This is a genomic window from Rheinheimera texasensis DSM 17496, from assembly GCF_000711985.1.
GTDB classification, from domain to species: Bacteria; Pseudomonadota; Gammaproteobacteria; order Enterobacterales; family Alteromonadaceae; genus Pararheinheimera; species Pararheinheimera texasensis.
This window is the reverse complement of sequence record NZ_JONU01000007.1, coordinates 221,138-243,070: the sequence shown is the minus strand read 5'-3', so window position 1 is coordinate 243,070 and position 21,933 is coordinate 221,138. Positions and strand designations below refer to the sequence as shown.

Below are 21,933 nucleotides of genomic sequence, written 5' to 3'. Positions count from 1 at the left end.
GTTGCTGATTTGGGGCGTCACTTGTTTCAAACTCCCATTAACCAGTAGTAGCCTTTTTAAGCGGTAGTGTGTATTACTCTCTGTTGATTGTTTGCATATCTGAGCGCTAGTTCTTCGTATTCTTTAGCCAGTTTTTGGCGCAAGTCCAAAGGTTCAATGACTTCTGCATTTGGTCCTAAACCCCGAATAAATTTTTCTAACTCATCTCCCCACAATACAGTAGCTCGTAGTTCACGGACCCCTTCTGCAATCTCTACTACGACCTGGTCGTCACTGATTGGCGTACCATCAATATTGTTAGCGGCGGAGCCGAAAAGCCAGAGTGTTAACTGGATAAATTTATCTTCTGGTCTTTTAAATCGATCTAGCCCTTTCGAGCGGCAGATTTCAGAGAGCAGCATATTAGTTGGTTTTGCATAAAAATGGGGCTCAGCGTCTAATATACTGACATGGCTCATTCGGTGCATCGCATATACAAATGGGGTAGGTTCATTGGAATGAGTTTCTACTCCTATCACATAAGTTTTTTCGCCTTTAAACATCAGTCCCCACGGCATCAATTTTTTCTGCCTAATTTTCCTCTCGTGATTGAGATAGGTAAATACCAATGCTTGTTGTTGTTCTATAGCTGTGTAAATCGTTGTTTTGACCTCGATTGAGCATTTGGGCGCGGTGCATATACTTGCGGGCGCAACATAGATGAATTGTTTCCAGTTAGAGTTGGTTGTTTCTGTAGCCTGATGTTCCAAAGCTCGCTGCTGCTCAACAGGTAAATACTGACCAATCAGATCCTGAAGCACACTCAGTTGCCGGATGGTTTGCTTATTGCTGGCATTGATATCCGCTTTCTTGCGGTAAAGTTGAGGTTTAGCTTCAACATCGATTTCGATAAATTTGGGGTATTTGATCGCGAGCGTATGCAGATGGCGCCGCACCTTTTGTTCTAATTTCCGCCCTTGCTGCTCTGCTGCGAAATCGCGCATTTTATGAATACATAGTTTGCGGCAAATCTCAGTCAAAGTTGCCGTTGTATTCATGTTGCTCGGAAGCGCATCAAATAGTTCTTCATCGCTAAAATTAAAAGGATCTGTCATTGTATTTCTCGTCAGTACAGGGGGCTTATATCTATTATCATTATTAAGTAGTAACTAACGCTATTGTCAGCCTGCTACTGGCAGCGGGCTCACTACCCGCTGCAGGCTGAGCGCCAGTAGTTTTTTTAACAGCAAAGGTTTCATTGCAACTCCCGGGGCGGCTGTTTCATATTGTGTGGATTTTAGAATGCTGCTGCTTGTTCTAACTGCTGAAGCGCCATTTCATCCTCGCGGCAAAGTAGGTCTATAAATTCCAACGCGCTGTTTTTATTGGTTAAATCAAATGGCAGTACCATTAAGTTCAGCGTATCACTGTACTTAAAATAGAGCGGTGCGGTCGTTGCCGGATACTTCTGCCATGCCGGATATATCAAAACTAATGTGCCGCGCCCGTGCTGATATTTGTGTCCGTACGCGAACATCTGATAAAAATCGGCCTGACTGAGCTGGAACTTGTTGTCCCGTGCCTGCATGTCCAAAAGTTTCCATTTGGTATCCATGATCCAGCGTTTATCGTCGATGCAAAGTTCCAAATCAGGTTTGAGTAAAAATACGGGCTGTCCACCAAAGCTACATAAAGACTGTTGGCGCAGCTGTGTATTGAGGGCGCTTTTGTCGCCGAACGCATACGCTGCTTTTCTAAGCTCCACGGCAACATAACTTTCAAACAGCTTTTCCATCGGGAATAACATACTGATCCCACGATATCCGCCGGTAATAGATAAGGGCATATGCTGGTACAACACCAACTCACACCAAGGCCGCGCAGGCTGATAATGTGCAAGTAGTCGGTCATTTCGCCAGCGGTTAAAGTCCGCTTTAATATCTGCACTTTCCGGCACTTCGTGCAGCATATTCATCAATTCATGGGCGAGACGCCAATTGTCTGGATGTTTAACCGCTTTACAGACGACTTTCAGTGCAGACTTCAGCAGGCGGTTTTCCGGTCGGTCCGGCACAAATACGTCGTGTCGAATTTGAAAATGATGTTGCCGTCCGGGTGGTTGACGCATTTGGGCAACCACATTCAATTGACCTCTTAAATAGCGTTGTTCTTCCTCTACGCGCTGGTACTCAAAGCGCATGCCGCGTTTTAACAGATGCTCTAACGCCAGCAGGAATTGCTGCATTACCCATTCAGTCAAAGTCCATTGATAAAGTGACAGACTCGCTTCGCCGGCTTGTCGTGGCGTTAGTTGCAACGCATTACTGATCAACTTCACTAACAGTTGCCTAGACGTGTCGACGCAATCATCCGCTGTAAATAGTTTCGGAAGTACTTCGATAACCTGGCCACATGGGCTTTCAAGGACGCCGACATAATTGTCCAGCTTTAACCAACGTCGGTTGTCGACCTGCAGCAATTGCGCGCCGTTGCTACGAAAGTTTGCGGCGAGGTCACACAACCAATCAAAAGCGGTAGCGCTGATTTGCGCCTGATCTATCGATATTTCAGCTGCGGTGAGCGGCGCGGTGGTAAGCCGCGCATACTCACGAACGACGATCATGTTAGTCATTCAGTGGTACCGGTTGATTCAGCAGCTTCGATCGGCGGCTGGATATTGGTAACAGCACCCTTGATGACCGACTGATACGCCTCGAGCTTACCGAATGCAAACTCATTGAGTCGCCAGACAGGGCGATCCGCCACTTTGATATCCTGACCGAACAGTTTGCCTAAATTGAGTGATTCGTCACGCACGATGAACTGATAGGTTGTGTTCGATTTATTCTGGTCGTTCAGCACCCAACGGATCCGCTCCCAATCTTCAAAAAAGTACTCCTGCAGCAATGGGATGATTTTTTGTTGGAAAATTTCGCTTAACAGTGCCAGTTCAGGTGTCTGTTCGAGCGGCATAAAATAAGCGTGACCGATGCAATGGTCCCGATCCAACAGCACAGTAATTCGTTGATTGATGATCCGTAGTAAGCTGCCAATATTCACGTCACCAACCGAGACTTTATCCAATAATTCCGGTTTAGGCGGCATCTCTTTAAAGCTGAAGCGCCGGCGTAGCGCCAGGTCTAGTCCAGCTAAAGAACGATCTGCAGTATTCATAGTGCCTATCAGATACACATTATCCGGGACTTTAAATGATGTTTTGGAATATGGCAGGGTCACTGCCAGTTGTTCCGAAGCACCGCCGCGCTTGGAGGGCTCAATCAACGTAATTAACTCACCAAAAATGCGCGAGATATTGCCCCGGTTGATTTCATCGATAATCAGCACACGGGCCCCGTTGCTAATTCCGGCCTGCTGCTCGGCGTCTGCCGGGCGCAGCAGCGCGGTGAGTTTATCTTTGTCTAGTTTCGGCGGGCTCAGTTCATACAGCGTTTGTTGAGTGAAATCGCCCTCTAAGAGTTCGTTACTTGGCAACGACGGGGCATACAGTCGTAACCACTTGACCGGTCTTGTCTGTGCATAACCATCATCATTACTTGGATGCGGGCTAAAGAAATAATCGCCGGTGATTTCACCGATGGCCCGGAATTTACTATTTCCCTCCGATACAACAACAATATCACCTGGTTTCATCTTGGTGACAAAAGCGGTCACACTCGTCAGGCTATAGTCTCTTGTGCTACTTAAAACGAAACTTGCAGCTTCAAAGCGATTTTGAATATCGGCTCTGGTCTTGCAGCCGGTAAAATCGATGACGTCACCATAACCAAGCCGGATACAATTCTGCTCAATGCATTCGTCATAAATGCCGGCATCCGAACGCGCTGGGCTGCCCAATGACATTTTCCAGACAGTTCTACCTGCCAGACTGACAGGCGCTTCGTTTATCGCCGTGACCTGGACACTCGCGAGGTCACACAATTGCTTGAAGACACCGTCTACGACTTCATAGCGGATCTGACCTGAAGCGTTGTCTGTTTTCGCCCGTAAACCTTCGACAAAATCTTCATAACTAAAGCTTTGATGGAAAGTGACGAACTTAATGCGGTGGTTATTGCATTCTTCATCAAACCGCGTTTTTAAGTTTTCCCGAGCGTCGTTGCGCTGCTGTAATGACTTGCTCTCCCCGAGTACCCGGTCATATTCGATAACGGCTTCCGGCACTAATATTTCGAGCGCCGCGCGAATAGTTTCATAGGTTTTACCGGTGCCTGGCGGGCCAAACAGGATTTGATTGAGTGGTAATTTGCTCATGGCGTACTCTGTAGTCTCTTTAGACATATGCGGTGTCGGAGTTTGTTGCGGCTGTGTCCGGAATCGCAGCCATTGAGTGATGCCACCGCGAAGATTGGTAGTATTCGAGCCGCCGATGTTTTTCAACTCTCCGTCTCTGGACGCGTAGTCGCGATGGATCTGTTCAATTTCTTTCAGATCATCAATTTGATAGATGTCTTTGCCATAGTGTTTGGAGACAATATTTAATCCGGACACGTAGCCAGCAATGGTGTTCTCGGCATAACCCAGATTGCGCAAAAACAGGCGGAATTGCTGTTGTAAAGTTAAAGTGGTCAATCAAAATCATCCTTATGTTGATTTGCAACGTATGCTGCCCGCACGCTTGGGGCAATTGATGTTTGCATAGCCCTTGGAGACCCAGCTCTTTTTGGCTTAGGTACGGCTGTTGTTCTTGTTATGCGACAAGTGATTGCGACTCGTCTGTTATCTTGAAATCTGGTCTAGTTTAAGAGTTCTCTTTGCAGTGACTAGAGCTGTGTTTTTAACCATGTCGCAGCACCATACAGATAGTATTACTGGTGCTTGATGAATTTGCTGGTGCACAAAGTGGATTCGCCACTGAAGCGATAAGCGACTAAGGTGCCGTTTCTGGCCACGCTGTAATCCAGACATGCGACAGTGGTGCTGAGAGGTTCTGGTTCTCCGGTTAACCAGTAATGGCCAACAAAAGTTGGTTTTTCAGTGCTGCTAAAGCCTTCCATTAAGGTGTGAGTATCAATTGTGAGGTCAAGTTTGTTGATGTGTTCAATCACACTCGGTGGTACTGCAAGTAACTCTGCATAGTTGCGACTAGCCGACCACCACTTCAAGCGCGCTTCAGTCCGAACTGTCTGATATTTGTCGGTAAAGCTGACGCCAGCTGGCAGCTCAACTTCCGGACCTTTCATCAACTGTTCTATCGCCGAAAATGCGGTTGTTTCTTTTGAAAAACAGGCGGTAAGCTGGTCGGGGTTCAAGCGATTGTTCGCAGTTAGGTAGGGGCGTAGTTGATGCTGTGCTTTGATATCCCAACAGGCGTGTACAACTTGAAGCTCTGGCAAGTCCAACCAAACCGGCAGAGTTAGAAACCATTGGACCCAGTCGTGGTGTGCGGCACTGCCGTCTCCAACCGCGTCTAAAAATGCTTGATGCTGCCCCTGATTTTTTACTGTGTGTGGGCGCAAAAATTCACCTTGCTGATCCTTGAGTGCCCATCCAATCGCATTAAACTCATGATTCCCCATAATAGCCAATGCTCGGTCGTGTTCGACCATTGCTCTTGCGGTTGATAACACTTCGAGTTGTGCCGGGCCGCCGTCAATAAAATCTCCGAGGAAGATAACCTTACGGTTTGGATGGTAGAAGCTGTTGCCATCGTGCTCGTAGCCTAGACGTTGCAACAGCATCAAAAGTGGCTCGGCGTGGCCGTGAATATCTCCAATCAAGTCGTAATTCATACTGCTTCTCTTTATTTAAAGTACATGGCCTAAAATGCGTGCTTCTTTACTTCTTCTAAGTTATCCACCACGATTTGCTGCGCCTCGGGTTTGATTTCCAATTTGCTGAGGTCGAGGTTTAATTGCTGGATCACATAAGGCACTAAGGCTGAGCGGGTGCGCACGGTATGCGCACCGTCGACCATGCCGTAGTCGTGTTCGACGATGGCGCGTTGGTAGTCGGTCAGACGATGGTCAGGCTTCAATACAATGCTGACTTCGGTATTCCAGCGGCTATCCTGGTCTTTGAGGTTAGTGCTTTGGCCTTCTGTGCCATTGATGGAGCGAAAGCGGCTTAATACAAAATCGCGGTACGCGCGGTTTTTCTCGCAGTAGGCGCGCACGTGCCAGCGCAGCGGGGTGCACACCAGCGTATGCGGCGTGATGATGCGGCTCTCTTCATTGGGCGATGTCATCGACACATAGCCCATATCGATTTTTTCACCATCCCGCGCAGCTTGTACCAGGGCCCGCAATATTTGTGGGTCGACATGGCGCATCGGCGAGTGCAGCATTTCGGTCTGATGAAAGCCTAGATCGAGCGTACTGAAGTTGTGTGAGATGTCTCGATTGCTGGCCAGTGCCAGCAGATACTCTTCGGCGATACCGCGCGTGAAGACAGGTTTAAACGTTTCTGAAGGACGATAGCCTTTCAGTTTAGGGTCATGCACTAGATTGCCGGGTGCGATGTCCTTGTTGTATTTATTGATATCTTTAGAGGCTTGTTGGCGTTTGATTTGAAAGCTTTGGCACAGGTGGTTTGTCGTCAGTCGGCCTTCCCATAACGCGATGATTTCAATCAGGCGGTAGCGCATCAGTACTTCAAAGCTATAGGGCAACGTGCCCGCCACAGGCTCAGACATCTCACAGTTCCTTCTGTAATACATTGATAGTCCAGTCGAATTTAAGCTGTTCCCGCTTTACGGTCAATGAAAATCGCCGATGTAGATTTGTCATCCCCGGCAAGTGCTGTAGCTAAACAATACATGACTAAAAACACAGCTCTGGCGGCGAAAATTTACGCTGTTAGCATGATTGTCGAGGGAAATGCTCTGAGGGACTTGAGCGACAACAGGCAGTGAAGGACACATTGCCGGCACAGGGAACGAGGATGTGTCAGTAAGGTCCGGCAGCAGGAAAACTGCCGATGTTGGTTCAACAGGACGTTGCAGGACGGATACCGGGCAAGGATGCCCAACTCTCACTTTTTATTCCAACTTTATCATGCAGCCGGGGTGCCAGATGTCAGTGCATAATTTCGAATTTGTCCGTTCGCAACACCCTGCGTTGGCGCAGCTGTTGTTCGACGCTGAGCGTTTTTTGGGCGACGACAGTTGCTGCTTTTTATTAAAGGTGCGCCTGGCATTAGAGCTCTGGTGTCACGACTTTGCTGACTTACACGGCATTCAACTGTCACTGGAAACTAAATTGGCTGAAAAGTTGGAGCTGCTGAGTAGCCAAAAAGTGTTTCCGCAAGATTTACTGGAACAGCTAATGCAGCTTCGCCAGCACGCTAATCAAGCGGTGCATATTCAGCAGGATGTACGTGGCCGTCATATCACGATGCAGCCGCTCGAACGGGTACAGCAAGTGGCTGTTTTACAATGCTTGTTCGAACTGGTGTGCTACACCAAACGTTATCAGCAACCGGAATTTGAATTACCGCTATGGCAGCCCTATTCCAGGCAGAATTTGCGGTTATTGTTGGAAACTGCGCTCGGTTTTTCGGTCCAAGCAGGTGATGGTAGCGTCACCGCTTGTGTACAAATGAGCCGGCTGTTGCTGCAACAATTTGATACTGCAAAAAAAGCAAAAAATCTGGCCGGCCAGCCAGCTCTGTTGATGGCCGATGTTCAGTACTGGCTGAACCGCGGTCTACAGCTGGGGCTGCAGCAAGTCAATCTTGAGACCATCCATTTTTTAGCCGAGCTAGCCTTTGCAAAAACGCATGCTGAATTTGACCTGGCATTACTAGCAAGCTGGCTGAAACAGTACCAACGCAGCCAGTCTTGTGCTGCGCTTGATCACCTTTGTGCGCAAGTGCTGGAGCGGCAAAATCAGCTAGGAAAAGCGCTGAAAAGCTACGATAAAGCCGCAAAAGCCGGGCATCTGCTGGCCATCAAGCGGTTATTGGAATACTGGGGCAACCGCGACCCACAGCAGCTGCAGCACTACCTGCAGTTGGGGCTGCGGTTGAACGAGCCGACCGCGCTACTCATCAGCATGGCGTTGATGCTGGTGGATGCCAGTAAGGCAACAGAGCCGCACTCACAAGCCTGGCTGAAAAACCTCAAAGGTCAGTTGGTGAAGGCTCGGGGCATGGGGCTGATGGGATTAGGTTACATCGACGGCATGTGCCATCACTTAGGCGTGTTGGATTATCCGCAGGACGACGTCCTTGCCGGTAAGCTGCTGCTGGAGAATTTCCATAAGGTCCCAGCTTACTGCAAAGCAGCAATAAATACCTTTTACGTACTGTTTGGGGCCGAGCAGTTTAAAAGTGCGCTCCAAGTCGCGCCCAAAGCACTGGCACAACTTGATGAAACGACGCAGCGCGACACGCTGGCTGAACTGGAATTTGATATCGCGCTGAGTTTGCTGAAGCTGCATGAGCAAAAAACACCGGCTGAGTTTTTTAAAACGCCACGGGAGTTACTACATAGCGCGGCAAAACGCGGTTATGCAAAAGCTAATCTCTTTATCAACAGTAGCGCGCAGCAAAGCTTTTTGAACGGCCATCGCGCTGGCCAGCGCAGCCATTCAGGCCACGGGCAAAGTATCGGCATGCCAGTCTGGGCTACTCAACTGGCCAAACGGGGAGCTCAGGTGAATACGGCCAGAAACTGATAGGTTAAGAACTAAAGTGAAGGAAAGTAGATGTCGAACAAGAAGTTAAAAGCGTTTGAAGCAAAAGCAGAGCAGGCTGCCCGTGACAGTGTTCTGGTTCCCTGTGAAATCAGTTACCTCCTGTATCAGGCTGATGTACTGAATACCGGTTGCCAGCAAAATGATGGAATGGAAAACGAATATCACCAGTTGGCGCAGTGGATTTATGAAGATCTGGTTGCCGGTGAGTCGCTGCAAAACGCGGTAATGAAAAATTTGGCGGATTTATTTGATGAGGAAGTGGCCAGTGCAAAAGGGCACCAGCTACTTGCTGTGCTGAAAAGCGATGCTGCAACGGAGCTAAAATCATCGCGGCAACAGCGCATCGACGCGCTACACCTCAAGCTGTTCCCTGAGTGTTACGACCATCTATACGACAGCATCGAAGATGCAAGGACACGCCGTCGCGGACAAGATCCGATGTCGCTTGAATATCAGGCAGCCTGGCAACAAAAGCGCCGCGAGCGTGGCATTAGTGAAGCAATGATGAGCCCGGAGACAGAGGCGTATGCGGCAAAAATCTATGCATGCAGCAACTGGATGCAAGTGATTAAATAATAAACGTTTATATGCATAAATAGCAATAACACTGGCAGTAGAAGTTGACTTTCTGTAGCCTAATTTTGGATAGAATTTCGAACCAAAGAAACGGTCATTTCAGTAATCAATAGCGCTAAATACGCCAAAGTGGTTGCACGTAGTTGGCAGTTTAAAAAGGCACAGCCATTAGGCCCGAGCAATAGAAGGAACGACATGCAACTAATACGCTTTGGAATGAATCTGGACGGAAATCGTGGCTGGATTCTCAATAATCAGGTTGGCGCGGCTACTCTGGGTCAGCAAGGTCTATTAAATGTACTTGAAGTCCATTTGGGCTTAGTGCGTGCCCCTATATCGCATGCGAAACGCGTCGTCGACATGCGCCAATGTCTGGTCGAATGCAGCACAGGAGAGCGCTTTTATGAAGCGAGTTTCAAAGTCGATGAGTTGGGTGTGGCAGAACAATTATTGAATTGGCGTGACCAATGGTACGAAGCTGGTTGGAATGGCGATTTTGCCGGAACAACGTTACCTCGATTACAAGATATGGTCGCACTTGAAAAAGTGGCAAAGCATCGAGTTGCAGCGGGAATTGGCCAACGTTTGCAGGCAGTGTCTCAACAATTGGCTTATCGGCGGCCACAAATTGATTCTATTGAATTGACCGAAGCAATGGAAACGCTCCCTTCGTGCTGGCAACAAGTTTTGAAGCAACTTCCTATAGTTGAGCCCAAACCATTGCCTGTATTGGCATCTGTGGGGACTGATTTATTTGCACTGCAAACAACGTTGCTCGCTGATCAATTAGTCGCAAGTTCGACAATCGAAAAATTTAAGGGTGATGGTAGTGTACAAGTAGTGCGTGCAGAATCTGCATTGACATCATCTCAATGGCTGGCTGAATTTTTGAAGCAAGCGAACGAAGATACTGCGGTACTCATTCCGCAACAAGGCACCTTATTAGATGCCGCGTTACATGCAAATGATCATGCTTGTCTAGGTCAGTCCGAATCAAGTGTTTTTCGCCCTGCATTGCAACTTCTTCCATTGGCTTTAAAGCTGCTTCAAGCACCGATTGATTTGGCGATTTTGATGCAGTTTTTGGCTCATCCGGTCAATCCTCTCCGCAGTCGCCATCGCCGTAGAATGGCGGAATATTTATCCAATTGCCCTGGGATCGGTGGCGCGAAATGGCATGCTTTATTGCAAAAGTTAGTTGATGAAGATAAAGATGAAAACCCAAGCACAGAGACGTTAGCCAATTTGCAATACTGGACCGAGTCGACTCGTTACAGCAAAAAATTAGGATTACCGCTTGAGATTTTGATTGAGCGCACACAAAAAATCACAAAGTTCTTCCAAACACGTTTGGTCACGGACAGTGTGGCTAATAAATTAGCTTTTCTTGCAGCGCATGACCAAGCAAAAGCTTTTTCAGACGCTTTGTTAGCCTTGTCTATGCAAGGAACGACACACATTTCATTTGCAATATTAGATAAATTGCTCGCGCAATCGATGGGTAGTGGAGTAGGCAATCCTTTGCAAAATGCAGAAGTGGGCGCTGCCGCTGCGATCAATAATCCAGCAGCATTGATCGATTCATTTGACAACATTGTCTGGTGGGCAATGAGTTCGCCGGCACAGGTTCAATCTCATCCATGGTCTAGTGCCGAGCAAAAAAGTTTGCGCGATGCAGGAGTAAGTTTGCCAGATTTGAAATCGCAGGCAGAGCAGCAGGCGCTGAGTTGGTTGCGCCCAGTGCTGCTAGCGCAGAGGAAACTGGTGTTAGTTTTGCCGCCAGAGGGCGATGAACTGCATCCATTTTGGTGGTTGCTCAACGCAAGCCTGGGCTCGATCAAAATAACTAAAATTGAGGATTGCCTTAACGGCCCTCAAACCATGGCAAAAACGACGACTACGAAAGCAATTACTTATAGGGCTTTACCTGCCAAACGTCGTTGGTGGTCATTTAAAGCTGAAAATCAATTTGACTGGGATAAGCCTTATTCATTCAGTAGTTTGGAGCCTTTGCTGTTTAATCCTTATCAGTGGGCACTCAATTACCCTGCCAATTTACGCAAAGCATCCGTACTCAGCATTCCGGCCGACTTTACTTTGATGGGTACCTTGGCGCACCGCATGGTTGAAAAACTCTATTGTACTGCGGACAGCTTAGTTTGGACGCTAGCACAGTTAGAAAACTGGTTTGATTCGCAAATTGATACATTAATCGATGAAGAAGGTGCAGTGCTATTAATGGCTGGGAAGCAGGTTGAATGTTTATCCTTTAAAGCACGCCTTCGCCAGTCGGTAATCAGTTTGCATCAATTACTGCAAACCGCAGGAATTACGTCAGTAAAACCGGAACAGCTGCTGGAAGGGACATCTAATCAAGGGGATTTAAAAGGTTTTGCCGATTTACTACTGACGCTATCAGATGGCTCGACCTTGATTGTTGATATGAAATGGGCTGGGCAAAAAAAATACCGAGAAAAGCTCCAAAATGACACCCATTTACAATTGATCCTTTATGCCAAGCTGGTACAAGACGCGACGGGCAGCTGGCCTGAAGTTGCATATTTCATCCTGCACGATGCGAAATTACTCACCACTGCGCCATATCAATTTAAGGGCGTGACGGCGGTTACATCAAAATCTGAGATAACAAAACCAGCGGTTTGGCAACAAGTGCTTAAAACATGGGCTTGGCGCAAAGCGCAATTTAAAGCAGGTATGATTGAAGTCATTGTCGAAGGTACTGAACCCAACGAGCTCTCTACGCCCCCAGAAGACGGCGTTGCGCCGCAAGAAATGGATCCACGATACAACGCCTATCTTCACCTAGCTGGTTGGGAGCAATAAAATATGAACATCGAATTTATTAGCGCAGGCGCTGGTAGCGGGAAAACCTACACATTGATGGACAAACTGTACCAAGAGCTGATGGCTGGTACAGCGCCTAGTGGCATTCTGGCTACGACATTTACCAATAAAGCTGCCGCTGAATTGCGCGAACGAGTGCGTCAACATTTGATTAAAAAGCAAAATCACGCATTAGCGAACCAAATGTCTCTAGCACAAATTGGTACAGTCAATAGCGTATGTGGCCAGTTGTTAAAGCGTTTTGCTTTTGAAGCAGGGATGCCAATCGAACAAAAAGTGCTCGATGAAAAAGTAGCCGATCAATTGATGCGAGAAGCGATTGACGCCGTTAATGAAAGCGGCGATATGGCAGATTTTTTGCAAATTGCAGGTCGATTGGGCTTGGCTGATGCTCCGTTTGGTAGCGATAACATCCCTTGGCGAGATGCACTGAAAAACCTAATAAATCAAGCGCGATCTAATTCCATTGACGCTGCCACTTTGCGGCAAGATGGGGCACGCAATGCCCTCGATTTGCTAAGGTATTTTCCAAGCGTCACCATATCTGATCTCAGTGCGCAGCTGCAGTGCTGCATTGAAAAAGTCTTGCCGAACATACGTACTGCTGTGGCGCAAGTTAAGCCGATTAAATTAACAGTAAGCTATCTTCAGCAACTCGAGACGGTGCTTAGTGGTATAAAAATGGGGCAACTCAGCTGGAGCGCATGGCCCAAACTTGCAATGGCAGCGCCAGAGGCTTCGCTTAAAGACTGTATTCAAGATGTAGCCGATGTTGCTGGTCGCTTTATGAAGCATGCGCAACTCCATCAAGATATTGAACAGTATTTAACGCGCATTTTTAACATGGCTGCCGATGCGATGGATGTTTATCGGCAATTAAAAGAAGAAATGGGCGGGGTGGACTTTACCGATCAGGAGTGCCGTCTCCTTGAAATTCTTGATCATCCAGTCGTTGCCGACGCCTTACGTGATGAATTGGCTCTATTGATGGTGGATGAGTTTCAGGATACTAGTCCGATTCAGTTGGCCTTGTTTTTAAAACTAGCTAGTTACGCTAAAAAGGTTATTTGGGTAGGTGATATTAAACAAGCCATTTATGGCTTTCGTGGCAGTGATCCAACGCTCATGATGGCCGTCATTGACGCCTTGCCAGCCTTGGGCGGCTCGAAGTCTATCCTGCCAAATTCTTATCGGTCACGTCCAGCCTTGGTGCATTGCGTTAATGATTTATTTGGGAATGCATTTAGTGGCTTAGGGCTAAGCACGGCGGATGTGGAATTAGTACCAACGCGTGCTGAGTCGGAAGGACCTGCGCTGATTGATTGGGTGCTGGAAGGGTCAAATAAAGAAACGATACAAAGTGCGCTCGCAACGGCCGTCTCAAAGTTTATTGCGGAAGGGCGCAATATTGTGGATCGGGAAACAAACACATTACGGCCTGTTCGTTACTCAGATATTGCCATTTTGACACGCTCAAACGCATCGGTTCCAGCTGTTGCAGCGGCACTGTCTGTAAAAGGTATTCGAAGTGCAACCGAGCAATCGGAGTTATTGCTGCAGCCCGAGTGCGTATTAGCAACCGCTTGCTTGCGTCGCGTGCTAGATCCTGCTGATACCATTGCCACCGCAGAAATTGTTTCGTTAGCGTACTGCCAAGAGCCAGAGCAATGGCTGAGCAATCGTTTGAACTGGCTGGCACAAGAAGGTAATTCGCCTAGCCAGTGGATCGAAAATTCAGTCGATGCGGCCGCCGACTTGCCAATTTTTAATGTGTTAAAAACGATCCGAAGTGAAACCTTACTTCTATCTCCGCGCGAAGCATTACAAAACATCATCTTGCGCTGTCAGCTCAGCCAGGCCGTTTTGCAATGGCAGCAAGACGTCGAAAAGGCGCAGCAACGATTAGCCAATTTGAATCAACTATTAGTAATGGCTACGAAATATGAAGACGATTGCCTGTCCGCTAATCAGGCCGCCACGCTGACTGGTTTGTTGATGGCGTTGCATGCTGCAGCAGATGAAAAAATCGATCTTCAAGCGCAAACCGCGCTGAATGCGGTCAATGTGCTTACTCACCATCGTGCCAAAGGATTGGAATGGCCTGTGGTGATTTTAATGGATTTGGCGAGTGATGTTCGTGATCGATTGTGGGGCGTACAAACCGAATCAGCTGCCCAATTTGACGCCACAAGCCCCTTGACCTCAAGGAAAATACGTTATTGGCCATGGCCGTTTGGGGCGCAGAAAAAAGTCACTTTGGCTGATGAAATAGCACAAACGCCACTAGGCAAGGCTTGCCGCCAAATGGCGCTTAATGAAGAACAGCGATTATTGTATGTAAGTATGACCCGTGCACGAGACGTACTGATTCTGGCACGTGCTTATAAAGCGCTGGATGGAGAATGGATGCAAACCATCGCGCTGGCCGATATTCTTCCAGCCGACGACAAAGCGAAAGACATCGTGCTAAAAAACCAGCACATCGTGCCGTTTGAGCGCGCGGTGATTACCAGCAGTGCTCCTGTGTTGCTACCAAACATAACCGAGAAATTGTATTGGTTTGCGCCTGTTCAAACACAAACAGAACGCCAGCGCATGAGTCAATCGCCATCTACCAGTTCAGCGACAAATGCCGTGGTTTTAGAAAGTGAACAATTTGGTGTTCGGCTAGCAACAGGAAATGATGCAGAGCGCGGCCGATTTGGCGATGTTATTCACGCATGTTTTGCTGCACATTTGGCTGACCGTGCCAAGCCACTTTGTCTTGATGAACTAGCAGCAATTTTAATGCGCACCCATCAATCACACATGATCTCTGCACAAGATTTATATCCGCAAATGGAATCAGCGCGTCAATGGATACTGCGTCGCTGGCCTGATGGGCAAGCGCGTATTGAACTACCGATGGCGCATGCAGCGGAAAATGGCACGATGGTCGCTGGACGTGCTGATTTGGTAATTGAAACGACAGCAGGCTTCATCCTAATTGATTATAAATCGACCTCGGTCGCCGCTATGCAGCACGCAAAGTTGGCGCAAGAGCATGGCGGGCAGTTAGCCACCTACGCCAACATTCTCAGTAAAGTGACCGGTAAGCCGGTGATTGAAAGCTGGTTAATGTTGCCGATGACAGGGGTAGCACTGCGTGTGGGACTAATCTAAAACGAGTTGAAAGCACTGAAATTTAACGATTACATTGGGCGACAATTAAGATGACCGACTAACGATAATACTCGTGAACAGTTGGTTGTTAAACTTGGTATCTTGTTTTCTATTCGAAGCGCAAGGTGCCAGTACACAGATGCGAACCGCAGATATTCTCTGCGGTTCGCAATTTTAAAAGTTATATTTGTGATATGGATTTGATTTTTTCGCGAACTGCTCTTGGTGTTGGCAATCCGACCAGCAGTTTCCACAACCTTCCCGCTAGCCCAATCATAACTAAGTTCCACTAGCTTTAATCCATGTAATATTGTCTATTCAGATAAGACGCCTTGCATTGACCTTTCCTCCAGACTTAACCTTTATCGCTTGTTAAATATCAAAGACTAATACCCCTAAAAAAATCATGAGGGTATTTAGCCATCAATATCTAAATCGTCTTCACCACAACAAACGTCGGCCAGCTTGCGCTGTTAACGACTTTCATATCGCTGGTTTTACCCAGCAAGTCCGATAACTGACCTTCTGCATCCAAATAGAAATCATGCTCTTTTTGAACACTGGAATAGGTATTGGCTTTCCAGTATCCGACACCTTGATCGAGGAGCAGTTGGGTTTGGGAGTTATCTTCCCATTCAATCGTTAGAACTCGAGAGTGCGGTATCTCCCAAACCGACGACACCGTATTGACCAGCACTTTGGCGTTAGTCGCCGCGATTTCCATTAATTTGGTCAGAACATACTGTTGTTCAGATTCAAACTGCCAGTCGTGAGATATCAGTCGTCCTTGCTGATTACTATTGCTCGCGACTGTATTGATGATGACCGGGATGGTGTGCTTTCCGGCAAACGTACTTAACAATTGACTGCAAAGCAGCGCCGCCCAGGGAGATTTTAAATACCTGTCTGTGTAAGTCAGCCGCTTAATGACTGACTTTTCCAATTTGTTCGTCAATTCCGGGACTTTGGTTTTCAGTAAGTCGCCTAACAGACTACCGAAACGCTCAACTTTTCCGTTTAGATGATCGGTTATCTCAATAATCGCGATGTTATCCTTTTCAACCTGAGACTTATCGAGCTGTAGCGGCGATAATTCAAGCGGCGCTGTTGATTTAGTCGAAACCCAAATTGTATCTTCGCTTGTTGTGAGCCAGCTTTCTCCGGGTGTAGCGCTATTCATCGAGTTTGTTATCAAAGTCACACATTGTTCGTTAAACAGTGCTTGAACCCCGATGTATGTGTGGTCGGCTTTAGAAACGCTCGCGTCACTGATTGTAAACGCAGAAATGCCCAAACTTTCGAAAGCTCCCAATTGTCGAATCATCTCTGCATCAGGAATTGTCTTCTGCGGGAATACGAGCTCTACGTTTAACTTATCAATCAGTTTCCAGGTTAGCAGCTTGTCTTTAAATGAGGGGAGGCCAAGGTCCCATTGTTCAGGCGTACCGTGTAAAAAACAACGTAAAGTAAACGGCTCTTGATGTGAAGAACGCATGTTCTGGCATGCTTGGATAAACCGAGCTGGCCCAACAGCGCATAACTCAGCACCCGAGATGCTTTGGAACTGCTCAGGCAGATGCAAATACTCTTCAATTTTATTTTTCTCCAACCAGGAGAGGGCAAGCTTGCGGTCGAGTTGTTGCAGTTCGACCCGACTGTCAGAGCTCGCCAGACATTTTGAGCAGACATTCGCACAATTTGCCGGACACTGCAGTAATTGAAAGGATTTGAGCATCAGTTGCTGAATGTTATTCAAACCACTGAGTACAAAACCCGCACCACCGCTGACGTTATCGAATACCTGAATGATTGAGCGATTGCTTTTAGTGACTAAGTCTTTGTCTAGGCGAATAGCGAATCCCATCTCAGAGCTGGCAATACCGATATGCTCAGCAATAGTATCTCTCAGCGCCACAGCAAGCGTTCTGGCAACGATTTGATGATCTGGTTTATCAGTTAACCATTCGCCCGATACCGGATTTTTTAAAGCTAGTTCGAGCACGTCCGTATGAGTATGAAAACCCAGATATAAATTGGTCTTGACGTTTTTGCCAGAACAATTCGCCAGCTTATTGGTTCCTGTTGCACCGCCTATCGGCCGGTGTTCCTTGTCATGCGCTAATGTTTTGGGTGGTGTTTTATCATCAAGCATTGATTCCGCTTTGCCGCACGCCAGACATACCGCAAAGCCAGCGTCGTTTTCTCCCGATGTATGATGAAAAACCGTGCCACCATGACCAAAACGCACAAAACCACAGCGCGGATCCGGCAATGGCAAAACTTCCCCGTGAACCTGCACGCGCGGTAAGGCCATTTTTATGAATTTTTGGCTGGTAATATCATTTGATGTCGGTTCATAGAAATCGGTGGTAAATCCGACAGGCCTGAGGGTTGTTTTGATTTCTGTAACTACAGCCTGACAATGCGTACATCGCAGATTGTTGTGCTGACTATATGCGTTCTCTTTCACGCCTGTCGCTCCACAGTTATGACAGCGCCAAGCCAAATCAAACTTTAATGGAGAGCCCGAACCTGATTCATAGTTTTGCAGCATGACGCCGGCAGAGCGGTAAACGCGACCGTCGATAACTAAGCTTGCGCCAGGCGCGTATTCCCGTAGTGCAACATCAAGGCTTCGACTCGGTTTTTCTTTTAACGTGAAAATATTGTCTTCCCGGTCTTTATCTTTCTTGTGTTTAGATGTTTCTGACCAGTCCTCAACATTGTAGTTATTTAAGTTAACAACATCGGTTGGAAAACCATAACCAGGTAAGAATGCACGGCTAGCCAGATCTCTTAACAGATAATCTTGGTCATGCCGCTTTAGCTCCAGTTCCAGAGCCATTTTATAGGCAGGATCAGCCGCTTTTTCGACAAAACTGACAATTTGTAAGCGTTGTTTACTCCAGTACTCGCGAAGCGCAGTAATTGCGCTCACGGTGTCTGCAACAATCGCATTGACAGAGCGACCTGAAAGGGCGGTTCCAGAGACAAGCACCATCACCATATTTATAAAATGCTGCTGTTCGCTTTGCAGCCAACTACAGAAATTGATACAAGGTTGACTTTCACCTGCGTAAAACCAAACAACAGTCAGCCTAGTACGATCGGTTTCCTGTACAGGTACGCACGTTTTCAAGAATAGTGAAAGCAAGGCCGAATTGACATGACGCTGAACAATTCTGGCTGATGTTAAAGTAACCTTGGGGGCGGCAATTGCTGTGACAAAAGGCCATTTGGGATTTAAAAAAGCGCGTTGGTTATGCGGATCGGCTTTGCATAATGTGTAGGCAATTGCTCGAGCTTCACTACGACGTCCTGCACGCCCGGCGCGTTGTAAATAGTTAGCAGGGTGTGGCGGTACATTGTTCATCACGACCGCCGAAATACCGCCGATATCAACACCCATTTCCATTGTTGTAGAACAATTGAGGACGTTAATATCGCCCTTTTTAAACAGTTCTTCATACAAACCAAGAGTGTTCGCCGATTGTTGAGCTGAGTGTTCTGCTGTGCGGTAATAAAAACCGCCCTCTAATGCTCGGTCACTTAAATCCGTCCATAAGTTTTCCGTTCGGAGTGACTGAACGATTTGGTTATTGTTGAGTTGCGCACGTAGCTCGGGTAAATCAGACGGGCCTGAGCACTGAATGAAGCTGGTAAAGTCAGGTAAATCGACTTTTCTGCAACGATAGTCTCTGCCATCGAGCTTTCTTGGCAGGTAAGGGGTTAACCCCCTAAAAGTGGTATCAATCAGGCGTCGGGTAAATGGGCAAACCCAGGCTGTTTGTGGCAACGAAAAAGTCAGGGTCTCCAATTTTAATTGAAAACCGCCGTCCAAATTTTCTAGGACCTTTAGATCGGTAAGTTGTTTCCACGCCGCGATAAGCCAATTGTTCATCAGGTCTTTACCGACAGCTTCAGTTCTTGACAAGCCTGTCGCGAGTTCGAGGATTTTTATTAATCTTGATGGATTGCCTTGCTTAATTTGCGGCCACTTTTTGATGACACTACTTTCCTGAATATCAGTGGTCGGAGTGTACAGACTTTTTGGCGTGAATTTACTGCCCATCCATAGCTGCAGATCTCTGGTCATGGTTACGAAGGTATTTTCACGGACATAAAAATCCAATGCGACTTTCAGAAAGTCTTTCCAGTCATTCAGTGTTAAAGCAGTTTTCTGAGCATGTTGTTCGCCAGTCGGGTCTATTGCGGTTGTGGTTGCCCAGCGGTCGGGAGTTACCGTCACCCTATCTAAATCTTGATAACCGATCCGGACAAGGCCAAGCGTTTCGGCACTATTCTGGTTTTTTGGTCTACGGCTGAACTCTCTCGCTAATAACAAGCGAGACATGACTTTGGGGCCGATGGTATCGTCAAATAGTGCAGGGTTGGTATAACGGTTGTATCTCAGTATGGCTTGAGAAATATCTTTACTTGCTGCAAGTTCCTCGGTCAATGCGTTAAAACCTATGGAAATTGCAGGGGGCGCTGACAGCAGCTGTTCTGCATCTAAACGTATTTTTTTTGCTTGGTCGTAAAGTTTCAACGACTCTAGCTGTTCGGCAAGTTTTAACTGTACTTGGTAATCAACGTTTGATGATGAAGTTTTTGCATCAAAATTTGCTTTAGCCTGCTTATTACGCAATACGCTTAAAACCAATCCCCGCAATTTAGAGCGCTCTGCTTCCTGCTGCATCCGAACAGCCATTCGTGCTGTACCTTGGCGACTATCGGTAAAGGTGATTAGTTTTCTGCCCCGGCCTGGCAACTCTTCCGGCGAGCGACCAGCCGAGTCTTTTTTACTGGGATCAGGACAAAACTCCAGCACAGTTGGCACTGCGTTAGCGACATAAAACGGCGCACCTAAGTAAGCTTTACGTAAAAAATCGACAGAGTTTTTGCTTTCAAGACCACACCCTGTGCAAGCAGCATCATTCGTATCAGCTAACCAAACACTTATAGAATCTGAGGTTGGTAAATTGTCTATTGTACGAGTTGATCTATTGATCGTATGTTTTTGATATTTTTCATCGCTTGCTTTAACCGCGATTATCTTGTTAGAACTCGGACTTTTTACTTCTTTCCGGTTTGTGTCGTCTAAAGACAAGTCTTCCTCATTCTCTGGCTCTCCATGTAAAGCAAACTCATCACCACTATAAGAAGATGGTTGTTGCAATATGCCCTGACTGTCCTCCTGAGCCACTAGATGCGGCTCTCGACAGTCATTACAGAATGCTAGTTCGTAGACAGGCGCACAGCATTCACAGGTTGAACGTTGTGACACAAAGACTTTGCCAAAAGGGAAGTTTTTCAGGCTTTCGCCTTTTACTGAGCAATTGGGGTCAACACAAGCCCACAGACCATGGAGCATCCGTTGGAAAAGGTGAGCTCTTAACTTTAAAAATGGATGTCCATCTTTGTGCGCAAAAGTCCCGGTCATCACATCAAGCCAAGCTAGCAAGTTTTGCAGCTTGCCAGTTTTATCAGCACCATCCAGCAGGTCTGCTACTTTTTCATACAAGTCCTTTAAATCGAGCGGTTTTAATGACTCAAGAACTGCGTGTCTGATGCGTCTACATAAGTGGTGATCTTCAAGCGCTGCATAGCGGTTCGCGGATACTTCAGCGGTCGCGTCAATTGCCATGATGTCTGCAAGCGATAGATTGCGAATTGCCCGACTCGTATCGATTTGTGGGCGGATCCGTTCGCCGGTGATGACCAAAATCTGAGAAACAGGTACTCCGGCTAAATCTGCGAGGTAACGCTCAAGCTTTGATTTTGCGTCATTATCAGCAATGGTGGCCGATGTTGCGACAAAACGGATTTCACTCGCCTGTTTACCAAACGCTTGTACGACACGTCGTAACAATAATGATAGTTCAGCAGCCTGCGATCCCACATAGGTGTGGGCCTCATCAAGCACTATCCAACGTAACGATTGTTTTGCTTTTGAAATCTGAATAATCGGGTCGTCAATTTGCCGCACCAGCATGTATTCAAGCATGGTGGCATTGGTCATCAGGATTGGTGCAGGTTCTTTTCTTAGGAGTTGACGCGAGAGAATTTGATTAGGCTTTAATTTTTGTTCTTTACGAACCGTAGATTCAGATTCCTCGGTGTTTCCATTGTATAAACAGAATCGAAGCTTGCCATCGAACTGCTTTGTCCATGCATCAAGTCGTTCTTGTTGCGAGTTAATCAGTGCATTCAATGGATAAAGAAATAGTGCAGATACACCAACTAAAGCACCATTTTGTTGTTTCGATAACCGAATCAAATCATCAAGGATGGGGACCATAAAACACTCAGTTTTACCAGAGCCGGTACCTGTGGTCACGATGGCAGATTTCGGCTCTTCCGAGAGCAGATGCTGCCACGCCGTGATCTGGTGTTTATATGGTACGGCTGTTTTCGGGAAATTGTAGTTTTGCGCGCTGGCTAATGTATCAACCAACGTTTCAGACAATAAGTTCCCGGCTAACTCTGCAAAGGTCGTATCACTCTCTTGCCAACCAAAAGTATGCTCGAACATCGGCGGCGCTAGAAAACAGCCATCGGCCCCCAGTTCATCACTCATTTGTTGGCTTAAATGCTCACGTAGCCCTTGGTTATTGACGCCAATCATACTCAATGTGGCTTCACGGGTTCTATTCAGTGACTGCTTTACTAACTCGCTGAAATAACGCATAAC

Annotated in this window: 10 protein-coding genes; 4 read left to right on the top strand and 6 right to left on the bottom strand. The window is 47.1% G+C overall.

Features of this window, described 5'->3' with window-relative positions:
* Window positions 1-56: 56 nt before the first annotated feature.
* From Q399_RS0101150 to Q399_RS0101130, 5 genes are all read right to left on the bottom strand, one after another.
* Window positions 57-1,094 carry a WYL domain-containing protein gene (locus Q399_RS0101150; protein ID WP_031564586.1) on the bottom strand — a complete coding sequence of 346 codons (1,038 nt, stop codon included), beginning with the start codon at window positions 1,092-1,094 and terminating at the stop codon, window positions 57-59.
* Between the two features lie 182 nt (window positions 1,095-1,276).
* A complete protein-coding gene (locus tag Q399_RS0101145; protein WP_211253142.1) occupies window positions 1,277-2,458 on the bottom strand; it encodes an McrC family protein in 1,182 nt (393 codons plus the stop codon).
* Between the two features lie 149 nt (window positions 2,459-2,607).
* Window positions 2,608-4,530 carry an AAA family ATPase gene (locus Q399_RS22300; RefSeq protein ID WP_084164129.1) on the bottom strand — a complete coding sequence of 641 codons (1,923 nt, stop codon included), beginning with the start codon at window positions 4,528-4,530 and terminating at the stop codon, window positions 2,608-2,610.
* Window positions 4,531-4,805: 275 nt separating this feature from the next.
* On the bottom strand, window positions 4,806-5,729 hold the full coding sequence (locus tag Q399_RS0101135) for a metallophosphoesterase (RefSeq protein WP_031564579.1): 924 nt from the start codon (window positions 5,727-5,729) through the stop codon (window positions 4,806-4,808).
* Between the two features lie 29 nt (window positions 5,730-5,758).
* Window positions 5,759-6,631, bottom strand: a complete 873-nt coding sequence (locus Q399_RS0101130) for a BrxR family helix-turn-helix transcriptional regulator (RefSeq protein WP_211253140.1) — start codon at window positions 6,629-6,631, stop codon at window positions 5,759-5,761.
* A gap of 379 nt (window positions 6,632-7,010) precedes the next feature.
* On the opposite strand from Q399_RS0101130, the gene Q399_RS0101120 reads away from it, so the two are divergent.
* The 4 genes from Q399_RS0101120 to Q399_RS0101105 all read left to right on the top strand — a co-directional run bounded on the left by Q399_RS0101120 (window position 7,011) and on the right by Q399_RS0101105 (window position 15,239).
* Window positions 7,011-8,615, top strand: a complete 1,605-nt coding sequence (locus tag Q399_RS0101120) for a hypothetical protein (RefSeq protein WP_031564576.1) — start codon at window positions 7,011-7,013, stop codon at window positions 8,613-8,615.
* A gap of 30 nt (window positions 8,616-8,645) precedes the next feature.
* The gene (locus Q399_RS0101115) at window positions 8,646-9,212 is read left to right on the top strand and encodes a hypothetical protein (protein ID WP_031564573.1); all 567 of its coding nucleotides are present in this window, start codon (window positions 8,646-8,648) and stop codon (window positions 9,210-9,212) included.
* Between the two features lie 195 nt (window positions 9,213-9,407).
* Complete coding sequence (locus tag Q399_RS0101110; RefSeq protein WP_084164031.1) at window positions 9,408-12,056, top strand: PD-(D/E)XK nuclease family protein; 2,649 nt, start codon at window positions 9,408-9,410, stop codon at window positions 12,054-12,056.
* A 3-nt stretch (window positions 12,057-12,059) separates the two neighbouring features.
* The gene (locus Q399_RS0101105; protein ID WP_031564569.1) at window positions 12,060-15,239 is read left to right on the top strand and encodes a UvrD-helicase domain-containing protein; all 3,180 of its coding nucleotides are present in this window, start codon (window positions 12,060-12,062) and stop codon (window positions 15,237-15,239) included.
* 430 nt (window positions 15,240-15,669) lie between these two features.
* On the opposite strand, the gene Q399_RS0101100 is transcribed toward Q399_RS0101105, so the two are convergent.
* Entirely contained in the window at window positions 15,670-21,930 is a 6,261-nt protein-coding gene (locus Q399_RS0101100) for a DEAD/DEAH box helicase (protein ID WP_031564567.1), read from the bottom strand.
* Window positions 21,931-21,933 lie beyond the last annotated feature (3 nt).

Bases quoted from the DNA above. Each gene is read 5' to 3' on its own strand.
- Q399_RS0101150 (WP_031564586.1), bottom strand. From the start codon at position 1,094: ATGACAGATCCTTTTAATTTTAGCGATGAAGAACTATTTGATGCGCTT.
- Q399_RS0101135 (WP_031564579.1), bottom strand. From the start codon at position 5,729: ATGAATTACGACTTGATTGGAGATATTCACGGCCACGCCGAGCCACTT.
- Q399_RS0101130 (WP_211253140.1), bottom strand. From the start codon at position 6,631: ATGTCTGAGCCTGTGGCGGGCACGTTGCCCTATAGCTTTGAAGTACTG.
- Q399_RS0101120 (WP_031564576.1), top strand. From the start codon at position 7,011: ATGTCAGTGCATAATTTCGAATTTGTCCGTTCGCAACACCCTGCGTTG.
- Q399_RS0101115 (WP_031564573.1), top strand. From the start codon at position 8,646: ATGTCGAACAAGAAGTTAAAAGCGTTTGAAGCAAAAGCAGAGCAGGCT.
- Q399_RS0101110 (WP_084164031.1), top strand. From the start codon at position 9,408: ATGCAACTAATACGCTTTGGAATGAATCTGGACGGAAATCGTGGCTGG.
- Q399_RS0101105 (WP_031564569.1), top strand. From the start codon at position 12,060: ATGAACATCGAATTTATTAGCGCAGGCGCTGGTAGCGGGAAAACCTAC.
- Q399_RS0101100 (WP_031564567.1), bottom strand. From the start codon at position 21,930: ATGCGTTATTTCAGCGAGTTAGTAAAGCAGTCACTGAATAGAACCCGT.